The organism is Streptomyces microflavus (genome assembly GCF_014650075.1).
GTDB classification, from domain to species: Bacteria; Actinomycetota; Actinomycetes; order Streptomycetales; family Streptomycetaceae; genus Streptomyces; species Streptomyces microflavus.
The window spans coordinates 306,281-322,687 of the sequence record NZ_BMUG01000007.1 but is presented as its reverse complement, the minus strand read 5'-3'; the positions used below and the strand labels follow the sequence as shown (position 1 = coordinate 322,687).

The 16,407-nt window shown below is 69.7% G+C and carries 17 protein-coding genes; 4 read left to right on the top strand and 13 right to left on the bottom strand.

Going from position 1 to position 16,407, the window contains the following annotated elements:
• Positions 1-15 precede the first annotated feature (15 nt).
• Positions 16-2,298, bottom strand: a complete 2,283-nt coding sequence (locus IE264_RS21910) for an exo-beta-d-1,3/1,6-glucosidase (protein ID WP_032759334.1) — start codon at positions 2,296-2,298, stop codon at positions 16-18.
• A 231-nt stretch (positions 2,299-2,529) separates the two neighbouring features.
• Between IE264_RS21910 and IE264_RS21905 the strand changes: the two genes are divergently transcribed.
• Positions 2,530-3,129: a TetR/AcrR family transcriptional regulator gene (locus tag IE264_RS21905; protein WP_031124740.1), complete on the top strand. Its 600-nt coding sequence runs from the start codon at positions 2,530-2,532 to the stop codon at positions 3,127-3,129.
• Between the two features lie 116 nt (positions 3,130-3,245).
• Here the strand turns inward: IE264_RS21905 and IE264_RS21900 are convergent, their stop codons facing one another.
• The 3 genes from IE264_RS21900 to IE264_RS21890 form a co-directional block, all read right to left on the bottom strand.
• Entirely contained in the window at positions 3,246-4,148 is a 903-nt protein-coding gene (locus tag IE264_RS21900; protein WP_032759424.1) for a CPBP family intramembrane glutamic endopeptidase, read from the bottom strand.
• 309 nt (positions 4,149-4,457) lie between these two features.
• Positions 4,458-5,102, bottom strand: a complete 645-nt coding sequence (locus IE264_RS21895) for a dihydrofolate reductase family protein (protein WP_015610446.1) — start codon at positions 5,100-5,102, stop codon at positions 4,458-4,460.
• Positions 5,103-5,296: 194 nt separating this feature from the next.
• Entirely contained in the window at positions 5,297-5,734 is a 438-nt protein-coding gene (locus IE264_RS21890; protein ID WP_032759333.1) for a MerR family transcriptional regulator, read from the bottom strand.
• 412 nt (positions 5,735-6,146) lie between these two features.
• Between IE264_RS21890 and IE264_RS21885 the strand changes: the two genes are divergently transcribed.
• The gene (locus tag IE264_RS21885; protein WP_106973133.1) at positions 6,147-7,622 is read left to right on the top strand and encodes a SulP family inorganic anion transporter; all 1,476 of its coding nucleotides are present in this window, start codon (positions 6,147-6,149) and stop codon (positions 7,620-7,622) included.
• 153 nt (positions 7,623-7,775) lie between these two features.
• Here the strand turns inward: IE264_RS21885 and IE264_RS21880 are convergent, their stop codons facing one another.
• The 6 genes from IE264_RS21880 to IE264_RS21855 form a co-directional block, all read right to left on the bottom strand.
• Entirely contained in the window at positions 7,776-8,369 is a 594-nt protein-coding gene (locus tag IE264_RS21880; RefSeq protein WP_051821972.1) for an alpha/beta fold hydrolase, read from the bottom strand.
• A 32-nt stretch (positions 8,370-8,401) separates the two neighbouring features.
• A complete protein-coding gene (locus IE264_RS21875) occupies positions 8,402-8,815 on the bottom strand; it encodes a VOC family protein (protein ID WP_031124736.1) in 414 nt (137 codons plus the stop codon).
• 66 nt (positions 8,816-8,881) lie between these two features.
• A complete protein-coding gene (locus tag IE264_RS21870; RefSeq protein ID WP_032759331.1) occupies positions 8,882-9,217 on the bottom strand; it encodes a hypothetical protein in 336 nt (111 codons plus the stop codon).
• Positions 9,218-9,338: 121 nt separating this feature from the next.
• Entirely contained in the window at positions 9,339-10,439 is a 1,101-nt protein-coding gene (locus tag IE264_RS21865) for a hypothetical protein (RefSeq protein WP_032759330.1), read from the bottom strand.
• 311 nt (positions 10,440-10,750) lie between these two features.
• Positions 10,751-11,698, bottom strand: coding sequence for a phosphotransferase (locus IE264_RS21860; protein WP_032759329.1), 948 nt, complete (start codon positions 11,696-11,698; stop codon positions 10,751-10,753).
• A gap of 165 nt (positions 11,699-11,863) precedes the next feature.
• Positions 11,864-12,289, bottom strand: a complete 426-nt coding sequence (locus IE264_RS21855; RefSeq protein ID WP_032759422.1) for a hypothetical protein — start codon at positions 12,287-12,289, stop codon at positions 11,864-11,866.
• A gap of 81 nt (positions 12,290-12,370) precedes the next feature.
• Here IE264_RS21855 and IE264_RS21850 point away from each other — a divergent pair, with 81 nt between their 5' ends.
• Together IE264_RS21850 and IE264_RS21845 are read left to right on the top strand one after the other, a co-directional pair.
• Complete coding sequence (locus IE264_RS21850) at positions 12,371-13,198, top strand: helix-turn-helix domain-containing protein (protein WP_032759328.1); 828 nt, start codon at positions 12,371-12,373, stop codon at positions 13,196-13,198.
• Positions 13,195-13,434, top strand: coding sequence for a DUF397 domain-containing protein (locus IE264_RS21845; RefSeq protein ID WP_032759327.1), 240 nt, complete (start codon positions 13,195-13,197; stop codon positions 13,432-13,434). The genes IE264_RS21850 and IE264_RS21845 overlap by 4 nt, the downstream gene beginning before the upstream one ends.
• Before the next feature lie 62 nt (positions 13,435-13,496).
• Here the strand turns inward: IE264_RS21845 and IE264_RS21840 are convergent, their stop codons facing one another.
• Genes IE264_RS21840 through IE264_RS21830 form a run of 3 tightly spaced genes read right to left on the bottom strand, consistent with a single transcriptional unit; the run spans position 13,497 to position 16,320 of the window.
• Positions 13,497-14,087, bottom strand: a complete 591-nt coding sequence (locus tag IE264_RS21840; RefSeq protein ID WP_032759325.1) for a hypothetical protein — start codon at positions 14,085-14,087, stop codon at positions 13,497-13,499.
• Positions 14,084-15,892: an alpha/beta hydrolase gene (locus IE264_RS21835; RefSeq protein ID WP_032759324.1), complete on the bottom strand. Its 1,809-nt coding sequence runs from the start codon at positions 15,890-15,892 to the stop codon at positions 14,084-14,086. Before IE264_RS21835 ends, IE264_RS21840 begins: the two co-directional genes overlap by 4 nt.
• On the bottom strand, positions 15,889-16,320 hold the full coding sequence (locus IE264_RS21830) for a hypothetical protein (RefSeq protein ID WP_106973132.1): 432 nt from the start codon (positions 16,318-16,320) through the stop codon (positions 15,889-15,891). Before IE264_RS21830 ends, IE264_RS21835 begins: the two co-directional genes overlap by 4 nt.
• Positions 16,321-16,407: the final 87 nt, after the last annotated feature.

Sequence of the window (16,407 nt, the reverse complement as noted above, 5' to 3'; positions counted from 1 at the left end):
GAACTCCCCCTCACCTCACCCCTTCACCGTGAACTCCGCCCGCAGCAGCGCCTCATCGCGCGACGAAGGCCCGACCAGCAGCTCGAAGCGGCCCGGCTCCACCACCCGGCGCCCCTGCGCGTCGACCAACGTGCAGGCGGCGACGGGGAGTTCGATCACCACCTGGCGCGACTCCCCCGGGGCCAGCTCCACCTGCTCGTACGCCTTCAGCTCCTTCTCCGCCCAGGTCACCGAGGTCACCGTGTCGCTCACATACACCTGGACCGTCTCCAGCGCGGGCCGGGCGCCGGTGTTGCTGAGCGTCACCCGGGCCCGTACCGTCTCCGCCGGTTCGACGACCGCCGTCAGCAGCTCCAGGTCGGTGTACTCCACTGTGGTGTAGCTCAGGCCCTCCCCGAACGCGAACGCCGGGCTCTGCGTGAGGTCCGCGTACCTCGTGCCGTGCTGGCCGCGCACCTGGTTGTAGTACGTCGGCTGCTGCCCCGCGTGCCGGGCGAAGGAGAGCGGGAGCCGGCCGGTCGGCTCGATCAGGCCGAGGAGCAGCTCCGCGATCGCCGTACCGCCGAGCATCCCCGGGTTGGCCGCGTACACGATCGCCGCCGCACCGAGCGCGGACGGCGGCAGCACCAGCGGCTTGGAGCTGATGACCACGACCACCAGCGGCTTGCCCGTCGCCGCCAGCGCGTCGAGCAACGCGACCTGGTCGCCCACGAGTTCGAGGGTGGCCGTCGACTTGCCCTCGCCGATCAGCTCGATCCGGTCACCGACGACGGCGACCACGTGGTCGGCGGCCTCGGCGGCGGCGACCGCCTCTCCGATCAGCGCCGGGTCGGGCGCGGCCGGGACGACGACCTCGGGGCGGGGCTGTCCGTCGGGGAAGAACTCCCCCTCGGGGTCGGGCCCGACGTCCAGGATGCGGGCGCCGGGCGCGTACGCCACGGTCCAGTCGGCGGGCACCCGGTCGCGGAAGCCGTCGAGGACGGTACGGATCATGGCGCGCGGCTGCCCGTCGGGGAGCCAGTCCGCCTGGCCGGAGGAGCCCGCCCAGTCGCCCAGCTGGGTCTGCGCGTCATCGGCGTTGGGGCCGACGAGCGCGACCGTACGGGGGCCGGAGCCCGTGGCCCGGCCGTCTCCGCCCTCTTGCAGCCCGCCCGCCAGCGGCAGCGTGCCGTCGTTGGTCAGCAGCACCAGGGAGCGCCGGGCCGCCTCCAGGTTGAGTTCGGCGTGTGCGGCGCTGCCGATGAACTCGGCCTGGAGGGCTGCGTCGGGGTGACGGGGGTTCTCGAAGAGTCCGAGCTCGAACTTGAGCGTCAGGATGCGGCGTACGGCGGCGTCGATCTCCGCCTCCGTGAGCGTGCCCTCCGCCACCGCCTCCTGGGCACCATCGAAGAACTTCGACGTCGTCATCACCATGTCGTTGCCCGCGCGGACCGCCGCCGCCGAGGCCTGCGCGTAGTCGGCGTAGATCTTCTGCTCCCACACCATGCGGCCGACGTTGTCCCAGTCGGTGACCAGCGTGCCGGTGTACCCCCACTCGCCGCGCAGCACCTCGCCCAGCAGCCAGTCGTTGACGGTGATCGGCACGCCGTCCATGGACTGGTAGCCGAGCATGAACGTCCGGCAGCCCTCCTTGGCGACCCGCTCGAAGGGGGGCAGGAACCACGAGCGCAGCTTGCGCCGGGAGATGTCCGCCTCGCTGGCGTCCCGGCCGCCCTGGGTCTCGGAGTACCCGGCGAAGTGCTTGGCGCAGGCCAGGATCGCGGTCGGGTCGGCGAGCCCCTCGCCCTGGTAGCCGCGCACCATCGCGGAGGCCAACTCCCCGATGAGGTGCGGGTCTTCGCCGAAGGTCTCGCTCACCCGGCCCCAGCGCAGGTCCCGGGTGATGCAGAGGACCGGCGAGAAGGTCCAGTGCACCCCGGTCGCCGCGACCTCCACCGCCGTGGCCCGCGCGATCCGCTCCACCAGGCCGGTGTCCCAGGTGGCCGCCATGCCGAGCTGCGTCGGGTAGATCGTCGCGCCCTCCCAGAAGGAGTGGCCGTGGATGCAGTCCTCCGCGACGAGCAGCGGGATGCGCAGCCGGGTCTTCGCGGTGAGGGCGGCGGCCTCCAGCACCCGCTCGGGCGAGGCGTGCAGGATCGACCCCGCGTGCAGCTCCTCCACAAGGTGCCGCACGCCCTCCTTGGCGTTGAGCTGGAGCATCTGGCCGACCTTCTCGGGCAGCGTCATGCGGCCCAGGAGATCGGCGACCCGGTCCGCGACGGGGAGCGCGGGGTCGAGGTACGGCGGCAGGAGGCCCACAGGAGTTCCTTTCACGACGGCACTCCGCAGTACCGTACGCTCAATACCGACCGCTTGGTAAGTATTGGAATGGTAAGTATTCGACCCTGTGAGAATCTGGGCCGGAGCGCCGGAGCGCCGGAGCGCCGGAGCGCCGGGGCCCGCGAGCAGCGGACCCGGCCGGCTCGGCAACGGCAGCAGCAGCGCGGGGGCGGAACGAGAAGGGCGTCCGATGACAGCGGGTGAATGCGCGTGACCCCGGGAACCCGGCGCGGCTACGCCAAGGGCCGGGCCAAGCGGATCGAGATCCTCGACCAGGCGATGGCCCTGTTCGGAGAGGCGGGCTACCGGGGTGCCTCGCTCCGGGTCATCGCCACCCGCTGCGGCATCTCCCACCCGGGCCTCCTGCACCACTTCCCGACGAAGGAGGCGCTGCTCCTCGCGGTGCTCCAGCGCCGCGACGACGTGGACGACGAGTGGCTGGCCCTCGGCGTCACCCGGGGCGTCGACCATCTGCGCCGGCTGGTGGACCTCGCGGAGCTGAACGCCAAGCGGCGCGGGATCGTCGAGCTGTTCTCGGTGGTCGCGGCGGAGGCCACCTCCCCCGATCACCCGGCCCACGCCTACTTCGAGACCCGCTACCGCACGTCCGTCGCCAACACCGAACGCGCCTACCTCCAGGCCCGCGACGACGGCTCACTACGGACCGGCACCGACCCGGCGACCGCCGCCCAGCAGCTCATCGCCCTGATGGACGGCCTCCAGATCCAGTGGCTGATCAGCGACTGCACGACGGACATGGCGGGCGTCCTGCGCGCCCACATCCGGGCGCAGCTGACCGTGGAGTTCTGAGACCGGCCTCTTAGGTCTCGGCCCGGCGGCGGGCGGCGGGCACGACGTACATCTTCGCCGGGGTGCAGGGGTGGACGACGACGGTGGCACTCAACACAGCGCGACCGGACGGGGCTTCAGGGGCTGACCCGCTCAACCCCCCGCCGCTTCGCCATCCACGCCACCACCAGGCAGTACAGCGGCGCGAAGACGAACTCGACGACCATCGCCTGCCACGGCGCGTCCGCCGCCGTCTCGGTGGAGGCGAGTTCACCGAAGCCCGCCGCGAGGCCGAAGGCGAGCAGGTTGTTGGCGGCGTGCAGGGTGATGACCGCCTCCAGGCCCCCGGTTCGGATCACCAGCCAGCCCCACCACAGCGCCGAGTAGAGCAGCAGGACGAACCCGGAGAGTTCGCCGAACCCATGGGCCAGGGCGAACAGGAGGGAGGCGAGTACGACGGCGGGCCACGGCGACCGGACAGCTCGCCCGATCACCTGGACCAGCCACCCCCGGAACACGTACTCCTCGGCCGCCGCCTGGAACGGCACCAGCGCCCCGAGCACGGCCAGGCTGACGAGAAAGGAGGTCCAGCCGGGCCAGCCGTCCCCGGCCGGTTCGGCGGACTCCTCCCCCCAGGTCCACGCGATCATGATGCCGAACTGGACGATGATCAGCGGAAAGGCAACGGCCGCGCACAGCCCGAGCCACTTCCACCGCAGCCGCCCGACGACCGAGGAGACGGTCCCGGCCGGCCGCTTGCCCAGGTAGCGGGCGCCCCACAGGACGATCGGTATCCCAATCGCGATCCCGACGAGCTGGAGGGCCATGTCGGCGACCGGGTCCTCGAAGAACACCTCGCTGTCCGCCGACGCGGGCCCCGCGTCCAGCACCTCCGCGAGGACGGCCCCGATCCCGGAGACGACCAGGATGCCCACGACGACCAGGAGCAGAACGAGCGACAGCTCCCCGAGCCACCCGAACCTGCCGCCCTGCCCGTTGCGCCCCTGCTGGTCGTAACGGGCCCCGGCCTCGGCCCGCACGGGACCGGGCGGCGGGAAGTGACCGTACGGCGGCGGCATGGGCCCGTGCGGAGGCACCGGCCAGCCCTGCTGCTGCCAGGCGGGTCCGGTGGCCTCCCGCCAGGCGGATCCGGTGGAAGCGGACGGGGGAGGCGGCGGGTCCCAGGGCGACGGGGGTATGTCAGGTTTCACACCAGGATCTTGCTGGCGCCCGGCGCCCGAGGTCAATTGCGGCCTGTACGTCGCGGTCACGCGGGTTCCGCAACCAGCAGCGCGGGAGGGACGGGGCGGGGCAGCCCGAGCGGGGTAACGCACCCCCCTGCCTCCGCCTCACTTCCTCCAGAACAGGTGGTGTGTCACCCCGCTCGGGCTGGGCACGGCCTCCAGGTGGAACCGGTCGAGCAGCTCGTCGGGCGACTCCCAGAGCCGTAGCCCGGTCCCGAGCTTCACCGGCGAGACCACCACGTGCATCGCGTCGACGAGGTCGGCGTCGAGGAACTCCCGGATGGTGGTGACACCGCCGCCGAGCCGCACGTCCTTGCCCTGGGCCGCCTCCCGCGCCTGCGCGAGCACCTCGGCCGGTTCGCCGCCGACGAAGTGGAACGTGGTGTCGGAGAGCGTGAACGAGGGGCGCTCGTGGTGGGTCATGACGAACACCGGCGTACGGAACGGAGGCTCATCGCCCCACCAGCCGCGCCACGCGTCGTCGGGCCAGGGTCCGCGCTGGGGGCCGAACTTGTTCCGGCCCATGATCTCGGCGCCGATGTTGCGGTCGAAGTCCCGCGTGAAGTAGTCGTCCAGCCCCCGGCTTCCCCCCGCGTCCGTACGCATCGGCCAGCTCGCCGTGGCACCGGCCCAGGAGAACAGGCGCTCCGGCTCGACGTGGCCGAAGGGCCTCTCCAGGGTCTGATCCTCACCGGCCGCGATGCCGTCACTGGAGACGGTGAAGTTCTGGACTCTCAGCAGCTGAGCCATCTGTTCCTCCTGCGCTGTCGACGACGACACCCGTAGTGAACGCGGCACCGCGGAGCAGGCCGGCGGTGACACGCACACGAGCGAGTTCTCCTGGCGCGGTCAGCTGCCGAAGCGTTCACGGCATCGATGCTGCCACCAGCCACTGACAACGGGCTCTTCGCCGTGCGGCTCCGCACCGAGGAAGAGGCTTCGGATCAGCTGTGAACTGCGTCAGTGCGCGGAGTGGGGTCCTCGCCGGGAACGTTCTGGAGCCGGGCGCGGAGGGTGGCGGCGAAGTCTTCCGCGCGGCTCAGCTGGGTGCGCAGCTCCTCGATCTTCCGGGCGGCGGTCTGCTCGTAGACCTCCATGCGCTCCAGAAGCTCTGCGCGTTCGGTCCGGTCGGCCGGCCGTGAGGCGTCGAGGCGGTCGGTGACGTCGAGCAGGTCGCGCATCTCGTCCAGCGTGAAACCGAGGGGCTTCATCCGGCGGATGACCATGAGCCGCTGCACGTCGGTCTCGGTGTAGAGACGGAAGCCGCCCTGGGAGCGGGCGGAGGGGATGACGAGCCCGACTTCCTCGTAGTGGCGGATGGTGCGCAGGGACAGTTCGGTCCGTGCGGCGACTTCGCCGATCTGCATGTGGTCGTCGTCCACGCCTGTGGCCTGGCCCTTCTCGTCGTGGCGGCCGCATCCCGTACGACTCACCAATCCCTACTCTAACGTTAGGGTAGAGTTGCTGATGCCGGAGCGGTCGACCCGCTCCGTTGCCGCCGATTCCGGGGCCGAGGAAGCCCCCGGCGGGGACCCCGATTCTTGCAGGAGAGAGCGTGCGCGAGCCCATGACGCCGATCGCCGCCGCCTGCCCGCCGTGATCCTTCGCACCCCGATGTGAGCCGTCGGCCGCCCGAGGCGGGCCGCGTCGTCTCCACCCCCGGCCCCCTGCGGGCCGTCCGCAGGCTCCGCTCCGGCCCCTGCGCGTCCTTCCCGCACGCCCGGCCTGCCGACGGGCTGTGCCTGAGCACGACAGGTGCCTGCTCCCTTGCCTACTTCCGCACTGACTCCCGCCATGCGCCTGCGCGGCCTGAAGCCCGAGTGGCTGAACAACCCGAAGGTCTGGCGTACCGAGATCCTGGCCGGCCTGGTCGTCGCGCTGGCCCTGATCCCCGAGGCGATCTCGTTCTCGATCATCGCCGGTGTCGATCCGGCGGTCGGACTGTTCGCCTCGTTCACCATGGCCGTGGTCATCTCGATCGTGGGTGGCCGCCGCGCGATGATCTCCGCCGCCACCGGCGCCGTCGCCCTCGTCATCGCCCCCCTGAACCGGGAGCACGGCCTCGGCTACCTGATCAGCGCCGTCATCCTCGCCGGCGTCATCCAGATCGTCCTGGGCTCCCTCGGCGTGGCGAAGCTGATGCGGTTCGTCCCGCGCTCGGTGATGGTCGGCTTCGTCAACGCCCTGGCCATCCTGATCTTCATGACCCAGGTCCCCGAGATGTACGACGTGCCGTGGGCGGTGTATCCGCTGCTCGTCGGCGGCCTGGCGCTCATGGTGTTCTTCCCGAGGCTCACCAAGGCCGTCCCCGCCCCGCTGGTCTCCATCGTCATCCTCACCGCCATCACGGTCGCGGCCGGGATCGCGGTGCCGACCGTCGGCGACAAGGGCGAACTCCCTTCGTCGCTGCCGGTGCCGGGCCTGCCGGACGTGCCCTTCACCCTGGACACCCTGGCCACGATCGCCCCCTACGCGTTCGCGATGGCTCTGGTCGGGCTCATGGAGTCGCTGATGACCGCGAAGCTGGTCGACGACATCACCGACACCCACTCCTCCAAGACCCGGGAGTCCATCGGCCAGGGCATCGCCAACATCGTCACCGGCTTCTTCGGCGGTATGGGCGGCTGCGCCATGATCGGCCAGACGATGATCAACGTGAAGGTCTCCGGTGCCCGCACCCGCCTCTCCACATTCCTGGCGGGCGCGTTCCTGATGGTGCTGTGCATCGCCTTCGGCCCGGTCGTCTCCGACATCCCCATGGCCGCGCTGGTGGCCGTCATGGTCATGGTGTCGTTCGCGACCTTCGACTGGCACTCCATCGCCCCGAAGACGCTGAAGCGCATGCCCGCCGGGGAGATCGCCGTCATGGTCATCACGGTGCTGGTGGTGGTCGCCACCGACAACCTCGCCATCGGCGTCGTCGTCGGCTCCGTCACCGCCATGGTCATCTTCGCCAGGCGCGTCGCCCACCTCGCCCGCGTCACCAGCGTCACCGATCCCGACGGCACCACCGTGGTGTACTCCGTGACCGGCGAGCTGTTCTTCGCCTCCTCCAACGACCTCGTCGGACAGTTCGACTACAACGACGCCCCCGACCGCATCGTCATCGACCTCTCCGCCGCCCACATCTGGGACGCCTCCTCGGTAGCCGCCCTCGACGCCATCGAGACCAAGTACAAGCAGCGCGGCAAGACGGTGGAGATCGTCGGCTTGAACGCCCCGAGCGCCGACCTCCACGGCAAGCTGACCGGTGAACTCACCAGCCACTGACTCCCGCCCGCAGCCTCAAGGCCGAGGCTCTGTGCCGCTCTTCGGCGGTGCCGGGCTCCGGCCGTGCCGGGCTCCGGTCGCATCGGGCTCCGGTCGCATCGGGATCCGGTCGCATCGGGATCCGGTCGCATCGGGATCGCGCCCGGTGGTTCGCTACGCCCGGCCCAGCGAGCCGACGAAGTGGTCAAGCCGTGAGACGACCTGCCGCAGCACCTCCGCCGATCCCACGACGTCGTCCGGGAGCTCCAGGCCGTGATCGGCCGAGGGGATTTCCAGGACGTCGTGGTGCAGGGACGCGGCGACCTCCGCATCCCACAGCTTGTCGGCGGTGCCGCCGACGAGGAGGGTGGGCGGCTGGGCCCGCCGGAGGGCGCGGACCACGTGGTCGAAGGTGAGGAGAGGGGTGAGCCAGGCCGCGGCGATGCCCCGGTCGGCCGCGATGCCGGAGGCGAGCGAACCCAGGGACTTGCCGACGATGAGACGACAGGCCCCCTCCTCCGCGCTGACGGCCCGGCCCACCTGCCACTCCACCCAGGCGATCCGCTCGTCCACGGGGAGCTGCGCGAAGTCGTCGGGGACGTGCCACCACAACTCCTGGACCGTCCAGCCGTGTTGGCGCAGCACCTCACGGGCGAAGTGCAGCAGCGGCCGGGCGGGCGAGTACCCGACGCCGGGAACGACGAGCGCGACACGGCCGGGGTCGCCGTCGAAGCGAGAGGGCATGGCGAAGGGGGAGGGGTCGGACATGACCGCAGGCTACAAGGGGGCGTGCCCCCGGCTTACTGGTCGCGCTCGGGCCAGACGGGGCCCTGATCGGTCCAGACGACGCCCTTGTTGCGGCAGAGGCAGAAGGGGTGGCCGATGGGGTCGGTGTAGACGCGAAAGCCGTACCCGTTGGGGCCGATGCAGTCCCGCTGCGAGGTCGCGCCGAGGGCCAGGACGCGGAGCTCTTCGGCCTCGATGTCGTCGACTTCGAAGTCGAGGTGGAACTGCTTGGGGTGCTCGCTGTCGGGCCACTGCGGGGCGCGGTAGTCCTCCACCTGGATGAAGGCCAGCTCGATGTCACCGAACCGGATACCGGCCCAGTGCTCGTTACTGCCCTCCTTGACCGGGAGCCCCGTCACCTCGGAGTAGAAGGCGGCCAGCTTCATCGTGTCCGGGCAGTCGATGATGAAGTCGGTAAGTCGTAGCATTCCGCGATCTTGCCACAGGACCAAATGAGCCGGACTTCGAGACAGGCCCCTTGCACGAGCCGCCTCTCAGCCCCCCTGCGGTTCGACCGGGTCGGCCGCCAGGGCGCCCGAATCCTTGTCTGCCGAGAGCAAGAACAGGACCGGACAGGCGACGGTGAACCCGAGGCCGACGTTCATACAGACCATCACCGTCTCGAATGAGGCGTCGGCGATCCGAGGGACGCTGTTGACGAGCACGTGGGCGTAGATGCACAGGACGCCGTAGGCGCGAAGCCGCATCCCGGCCAGTCGTTTGCGCATCCACGGCGGCGTCCACCCCGCCAATATCGCCACCGGCACGGGCACCATGAGCACCGTGGACACTGCCAGCCCTATCCAGTGGTACAGCAGCTCACCGTTCACCCCGCCCCCCTTCGTAAGTGATCACCAGCCTACGGAGGGTTGGCGAGACCCGTCCATGCCGAACACCGCGATCCTCCGACGAACCTGTCCCGGTCAGAGGATCACCAGCCGCCCCGTGCCATCACGGAGCACCACCCTCCGCATCCACCCCCGGTGCGCCTCCACCCTCCGCGAAGGCAGCGAACCGCTCCCGCCACGGCGGAGGTTCAGGGGCCGCATCGCCCCGGCCCAGGGCATCGGCCCAGAAGGCACGCTGCTCCTCCCGGTGGCAGGGCCCACAGGTGGTGGCCCACGGCACAGGAGGCCGGAACAGGTGCTCCTCGCCGGGCCCGGCGCAGGCGATCAGGGCCGGTGGCGCCGGGGGCGGCTGCGGCGGATCCACGCTCTCGGGGGCGGCGGGCAGCTTCTCCTTGAGCCGGTGGGCCAGGAACCCCACCGCCGTGCGTACCCCTTGGGGCGGCAGCCCGTTGCAGAGTGCCCGCCGCAGGTCCGCGGCGGTGACGCCGCGCCGCAACCACTCGGCGGCGAGCCCGGCGATGGAACGGGCTTCGGGGACGCCGAGATGCAGTTGGCGCTGCTCGTGGCGGAGGGAGAGCAACACGCGCTCGGCGACAGCTACTTCGGGCCCGGCGGAGGACTCCCGGCAGGCCGCCCCGCAAGGCTCCCCACAGACCCCCTCGGAGGGATCCTCCGCACCCCCCACCCCCTCCACCGCTGCTTCCTCACCCTCGCGTGCTTCGGTGGGTGGGTGGGATTCGTTCTTCCCCGGTTCTTCGTCTGCGGGTAATAGACCACCGACCACCCGACCACCCGGAGCACCGACCGTCGGAAAGTGCGCACTCGGAGCGGAGCCCGCGCCCCCCACGCTCATCACCTCGTACCCATCGGCCGGAACCCCGGCCCGCAGCCGCGCGGCCTGGTCGTCCGTCAGCGGGAAGTTGGAGAAGACCTGCACGGTCCGCCACCGCCCACCTGCGACGGTCTCCCGCTTCTCGTGGACGTACCCGCTCGCCACCAACTCGGACTTGGCCTTCTGGTACTGCCGCCCGGTGATGTGAAGAGCACGGGCGTGCTCACCGAGAGCCTTGTCCCGGGCGGACTCGGGCAGCCCTTGCACGTAGATGACCAGAATCTTCGCGTCACTGCCGAGGCGCGATTGACGTACAAGGCCGTTGGAGACCTTCGTATAGCCCCGAGGAGGCGGGATAACATGCGAAAGCATCGCGGGTGGACCTCTGTATCCACTAGTGGTGAAGGTCCCCGGGCCGGTGCTCTAACACCGCCGGGGGCCGCTCCATGCGCGCACACGGACTCGCATACACACACAGAACGTGATGTCACGATTACGGTACCGCAACCTGAGGACTCAGGTCCGCGCTCCTCGCTCTTTCACCGCGCCCCCGCCCGCAACCTGATCCCTGGCGTGGCGTGGCCCGTTGCCCATCTGACGGAGTCAGCTCCATAGCGGAAAGGTCGACGTTGTCGCCCTCGCGAAACGCACTGGCCTACGCGCGCCCAGGTAAGTAGTCACGGTCACGAACGGTCGGCAGCGCCGCGCCCAGCGGTGAAGTCGTCGAAAGTCGGGAAAAGGGCAGTGTCGACGCTCCCGGTGCGCTCATACTGCCCAAGTCCCTTCAGGAAGAGGTGGCGCCGGTACTGCCACTTCTGGCGCTTGCCGACCGGGGCCGGATCGGCCGGACGCATCAACGCAAGGAAGAACAGGCTCTTGACCAGTAGGAACGCCCCCAGGTGCGGGCTGACCGGGTCGGCGCCTGCGGCCTGGGCGGCCGAATCCAGCGCGGCCAGGTACCTCTCGCGCTGGTCCGGGGTGACGGCGTATCCCTTCGCACCACCTTTGAACGGGACGACTTCGAGCGCTGGCGCTACGTCGTACCCGAGAGGCACGATGCCGTGGTGCTGCCAGTCGATGACCCCGCCCGGAAGGACGTTGGGCAGACCGTAGTCAAGGTGGCCCCACACCATGGGCACGCCGTCGAGCCGGTCCATCGCCCGGTCGAGGGCCGCATGGACGCGCGGGGTGTCGAGGTCGGGGTTCTCGGCGAAGACATCGCGTGTCCACCCCGCCTGCTCCACCCACCGCCGCAGCGCGTCGGGGGCCACATCGACCGGGTGTCCGACCTGGGCGTACAGCAGCCGGGCGGAGACCCGGGCGAGCTGGCCGACCACGGCGTCGGCCGGATTCCGCCCACCGTCAAGGCGCGCCAGCGCCATCTCATGCAGCGACTGCCCGCCCAGGGACTCCTCGACGGCGAAGAACACACCATCGCTCATCTCCCCGCACTCCAGGACCCGCGGCACCGGATAGTCCAAGCCGGTGACCATCTGCTGGAACGCCGCCTCGGTCCGCAGGGCCTCACCGCCGGTGCGCCGGTAGCGCTCCCCGTCTGCGGAGACGTAGACCGACCCCCCGTCTGCGTCGGCCGTACGCTTCTTGACGAACTGCCAGCCGGTGGCCTTCATGAACGTTCTCCTCCCTGCTTGGCTCGCGCGCCTGGTCGCGTTCTCTCGATGAGCCAGCGCGGAAGCCGGCTCACGAGCGTCCATGACTCAGCTCACATCACCCACTGCAGCACGGTGGCGCGGCCTCGCGAGGACATCGCCCTGGGGCGTGGCGGCCCGCACCTCTCACTCCTTCACCGCGCACCCCGCCCGCAGCCAGGCCATCTCGTGCAGCAGCGCGGCATCCACGAACGGATCCTGCGCAGTGGGCCGCGACCGCCAGTCCAGCGGCCAGGTCGCCCCGTCCAGCGCGGGCACCCCCACGAAGGCCGCACCCCGGGCGTTGCGGTTCATCGCCTCCACCCCGGGCGGCCACCGGTGCCCGGCAGCCGTACCGGGCGCGAGCAAGAAGTACATACTCCGCTCCCCGATGCCCGAACGGACGATGGGCCCGGCGTGGAAGTCGGTGAACTGCATGACCTCGTACGCGATTTCCTCGCCCAGCATGCCGATGGCCCGTACGGCGTCGAAGTGGATACCCACGTGACGGAGGGCGTGGCCGGAGGCGGGGATCCAGGAGGGAACCGGATCCAGTGAATTTCGGAGTTCCATGCGTTCAGCTTTGCGGCGGACACGTACCGTGACCAGGGTCACAAGCAGGTTGTGAACAGTGGTGTACATACGAGGTGACCCGTGCACTCCAGTGATCAGGCCGAAACCGGCGCCGAGACGTTCGGGCTGCTGCTCAGGCACTTCCGCGAGCGGGCCGGCCTGTCGCAGGAGCAGTTGGGCAAGCGGATCGGCTACTCCAAGTCCCAAGTGGCGATGGTGGAACGGGGTGCGCGACCGCCGAAGGGCGTCTTCGTGCAGCGGGCCGACGAGGAGCTGGGTGCACAAGGTGCACTGATCGTCGCGGCACCGAAGCCGCCGAAACAGACGAAGCAGCGCAATCCGCTGCCGGGCTGGTTCACGCCGTTCGCGGACGAGGAGGAGAAGGCGTGGGCGCGGCACTCGTACGAGAACCACGTCATGCCCGGTCTGCTCCAGACGGAGGCGTACGCCCGGGCCGTCTTCACGAGCCGATACCCGACCTATGACGACGACGAGATCGAGGCAAAGGTGGCCGCGCGCCTCGAACGGCAGAAGCTGCTGTCCCGAAGGCCGCTGCCCGACATCAGCTTCGTCCTGGAGATGGTCGTGCTGACCCGGCCGATCGGCGGCCGTCGCGTGATGAAGGCCCAGCTCCACCACCTCGCCGAGGTGGCGCGGTTGCGGCACGTGCGCATCCAGCTGATGGACCCGGACCGGGAGGACCACGCGGCGCTGGACGGCCCGTTCGTCCTGCTGGAGACCGACAAGCGCCAGCAGCTCGCCTATATCGAGGGGCAGGGCGGCAGCTTCTTCGTCACCGAACATCCGCAGCTGGGCAACCTGTTCGGCAAGTATGGCGTCACGCGGGCCCAGGCATACACTCCGGAGAGGACTCTGGAGAAGATCGAGAAGATGGCAGAGGAACTATGAGTACCGACCTCCACTGGTTCAAGTCCAGCTATAGCGGCAGCGAGGGCGGCGACTGCGTAGAGGTGGCGCTCACCTGGTCCAAGTCCACCTACAGCGGCAGCCAGGGCGGCGACTGCGTAGAGGTCGCCACCTGCCCCCACACCATCCACATCCGCGACTCCAAGGACCTCACCGTCCCCGCGCTCGCCGTCTCCCCCACCTCCTGGACGTCCTTCGTGGAGTTCGCCGCCTCCTGAACAAGGGCCTCGGGGTAGCCGCCCGAAGCAGGGCGCTTACCGACGTCACTCGCCCCTGGAGGTCAGGGCGAGGGGGTGGAGCCCGGTGCCGGGGTCTCGGCTGACCAGAAGTCGGAGCGGACGTTGGGGGTCGGGATCTCACCCTCGTACGCGCGGCCGTTGGCCACCTTCGACGGCGCGGCCACCTTCGACTCTTCCACACAGGGGCTGGTGACCTCGAAGAACGCCTGCCCCTTGTAGCCGAACATGACGCTGATGCCGAAGCCGTCCTTGGATGTGGCGATGACCTCAGGCATCTCCTTGCTCGGATTCACCATGTCGATCCGGTAGCCGCTCGCCTTCCAGAAACGCTCAACCACACCCAGGAAGTTCCCGCGGCGCTGTTCGGAGACGATCGTCATCACGGTCCAGTACCGCGTCACGTCACAGCTGCCGGTCGTCGTCGCGCGGTGGACCCATTCGATCTCCGGCTTGAGCGCCCCTACCGTCTCGTAGAGCATTCCGTCAGCACGCTCCGCCGCGCCCTGCATGTCCATGTCTGCCAATGGTCCCCGTCCGTTCTTAGTACCGAGCGGCAGCCCGCACCCGGCGAGTAGCGCTCCGGCCACGACCACCGCACAGCCCAGGCGAATGGTCCGCGTGACATGCCTCATCGGTGGTTCTCCCTCACGATGTCCTCAGAACGTCCACCGACGATCCTGGCGATGTTGTTCGCCGACACCCTGTCCTTCTCCGGAGAGAAGTAATTGGAGTGGGCGTCGAACAGTCCGACATCGCGGACCACCCTGGGCCCGTCGTCAACCTGGAAGCGCTGTGCTCCGAACGCCTCACTCGCCGGGTCCTTGCCGAAGTACAGGTCGTCGTCGCCGATGTCGAAGAGGTCACGTCCCACCCTGACGCCCACTGGACCTCCCAGCGCCCAGCCGAGCGCCACCTCGCTCTTCGCCGGGAGGTGAGTGACCGGGTCGTTGTCAGCGGCGCCGACGAACACATGGTCCTTGCCCACGCCGAGTTCCGTCGCCTTCTGCGCGTCCACGCCGGGGCTGCCGAGCAGGATCACATCATCGACACCCGGAATGCCGCCGGACTCCTTGGCGGCCGTGCCCACAGTAAGCGAGCCGTAGGAGTGTCCGATTGCCGTCACATGGGGGTCGTCGTTCGCATTCGTCGCCGAGAGGCCTGCCATGAAGTGGTTGTAGGCCGGAGCACCGCGTTGCGCGTCGCCCTCCGACATCACGTCCACGCTCTGCGGGGCGTCGTAGCCCAGCCAGATGATCGAGGCAGAGGACGGATCCACCCTCTGGGCCCCGAGAGCCGTGTCCTGAGCCCGCTTCATCGTGTCCTTGACGAACTCGTCGTTGAGCTTCGTGCCGAGACCGGGGACGTAGGCCGAGACGTTCCTGGAAGCATCGGGGTTGCCATACGAAACGATCGCGCGGCCGTTGCCCTCGTCCCCGATACCCAGAAGGAACATGGGCGGGTGGCTCGGCTCACTCAGTTTCCCCTGGATCATGCGGAGGGCGTCGAGCTTGGTCTTGGCATCGTCGCCGCCCCGGCGCGCCATCTCGTCCATGAGGACCGGCAGGTAGTTGCGATTCGCCTCGTCGCGGGCGACCGCCGGAATTCCGTCCAGCCCGCCGATCAGGTCCGGTGCGACCTTCAGGTACTCCTGACGCTGCTCGTCGTTCAGTCCGTCCCACCACTTCTTCCGCTCGGCGGGACTCTTGTCCTCCGGAACGTCTTCGGCAAGGTGCATGCCGGCAGTGGAGCGGACGTCGGCGGTGTCCCGGGCAACGTCCTTCAGCGTGGCCGCCGTGACATCGAGGCCCTTCTCCGCCCTCAGGCCGTTGAGGGTCTTCGCGTACCGGGCGTCGATCTCCCCGGCGGACCGCACGGCTCGGGCGATACGGTCGGCCACGTCCTGTGCCTGCGCCGCGTTCGGGTTCACCGGCTTGAAGCCGGAGTAGCCGGGGTACAGCGACTGCTGCCCCTGTGAGCCGGGGCCGGGCGGTTCCAACGGGAGGCGGGAGCTGCCCTGGGACTTACCGCCCGGCGCCTCCTGCTTCGTCCCGGTCGCATCTTCGACCTCGACAGCCGGGTAGCTGACGGACCCGTCCTCATGAACGGTGAAGTTCAGGGCGGCGGCGTCCGCGAGTGCGCGCTTCAACTGGTTCTGAGGCTCGGCGAGATCGCCGGCGAGTCCGTTGAGTGCGGTACGGACGAGCCCGCACTCGGTCTGCAAGTACTGGAAGTTACGGCTGAGGCGCCGGAGCCTGCCGAGGGCCGCCTCCGCGGAGTCGCTCTCCTGGGTCTCGCGGAGCTTCGCGGACATCGCGCGGTCGACCCGTACGCGGTCGGAGGCCGAACGGCCCGATACCTCGTGCCACTTGTCGCCCGCCTCCGTGAACTCGGAGGTCTTGAGGTCGCGCAGCAGCCGCCACGTGAGAGTCGCGGTCATCGCCGCTCATCCGTCGTGCCGCTGACGCGGACACCCTTGAAGGACCTCTCGACCGCGGTCTCCGTCTCCCCCATCTCCTTGGCCACCCCCAGCAGGGCCCCTTTGAGCTGGTCACACTCGTCCCGCACACCCTGGAGGCGGTCCTCCCAGGACCTCAGCACGCCCTTGAGAGCCGTGACGGAGCTGAGACCGGCGGCCCCCGCCTCGACACCCTCGTGGCCGCGGCCCAGCGCCGACCGGCTCGTCTCCGTCCTGGTGCGCAGGTCGCCGGCGGTGCCGGCGGCGCTCGTCCAAGGGCCCTTACTGTGCTTGAGGGCTCCGGTTCCGCCCTCGCCCGCCCCGGGGTCGGAAGCCGCCGAGGCTAGCCTCATCGCGGGTTCCTCGCCGACCGGCCCGAACATCTCGTGCCAGCGCTCCGATTGGGACACGACACTCCCCCGTCTGTCTGCGTTCCGCTTCCGCGCCCCGAAAGGCTAACGCAGAATGCTTACCTGTACGCGATCGGGAACAGGTTC

What these genes read in the sequence shown, in the direction of transcription:
- IE264_RS21895 (WP_015610446.1), bottom strand. Translation starts at nt 5,102, where the DNA reads ATGGCTCAGCTGCTGAGAGTCCAGAACTTCACCGTCTCCAGTGACGGC.
- IE264_RS21885 (WP_106973133.1), top strand. Translation starts at nt 6,147, where the DNA reads ATGCGCCTGCGCGGCCTGAAGCCCGAGTGGCTGAACAACCCGAAGGTC.
- IE264_RS21880 (WP_051821972.1), bottom strand. Translation starts at nt 8,369, where the DNA reads ATGTCCGACCCCTCCCCCTTCGCCATGCCCTCTCGCTTCGACGGCGAC.
- IE264_RS21875 (WP_031124736.1), bottom strand. Translation starts at nt 8,815, where the DNA reads ATGCTACGACTTACCGACTTCATCATCGACTGCCCGGACACGATGAAG.
- IE264_RS21865 (WP_032759330.1), bottom strand. Translation starts at nt 10,439, where the DNA reads ATGCTTTCGCATGTTATCCCGCCTCCTCGGGGCTATACGAAGGTCTCC.
- IE264_RS21860 (WP_032759329.1), bottom strand. Translation starts at nt 11,698, where the DNA reads ATGAAGGCCACCGGCTGGCAGTTCGTCAAGAAGCGTACGGCCGACGCA.
- IE264_RS21855 (WP_032759422.1), bottom strand. Translation starts at nt 12,289, where the DNA reads ATGGAACTCCGAAATTCACTGGATCCGGTTCCCTCCTGGATCCCCGCC.
- IE264_RS21845 (WP_032759327.1), top strand. Translation starts at nt 13,195, where the DNA reads ATGAGTACCGACCTCCACTGGTTCAAGTCCAGCTATAGCGGCAGCGAG.
- IE264_RS21840 (WP_032759325.1), bottom strand. Translation starts at nt 14,087, where the DNA reads ATGAGGCATGTCACGCGGACCATTCGCCTGGGCTGTGCGGTGGTCGTG.
- IE264_RS21835 (WP_032759324.1), bottom strand. Translation starts at nt 15,892, where the DNA reads ATGACCGCGACTCTCACGTGGCGGCTGCTGCGCGACCTCAAGACCTCC.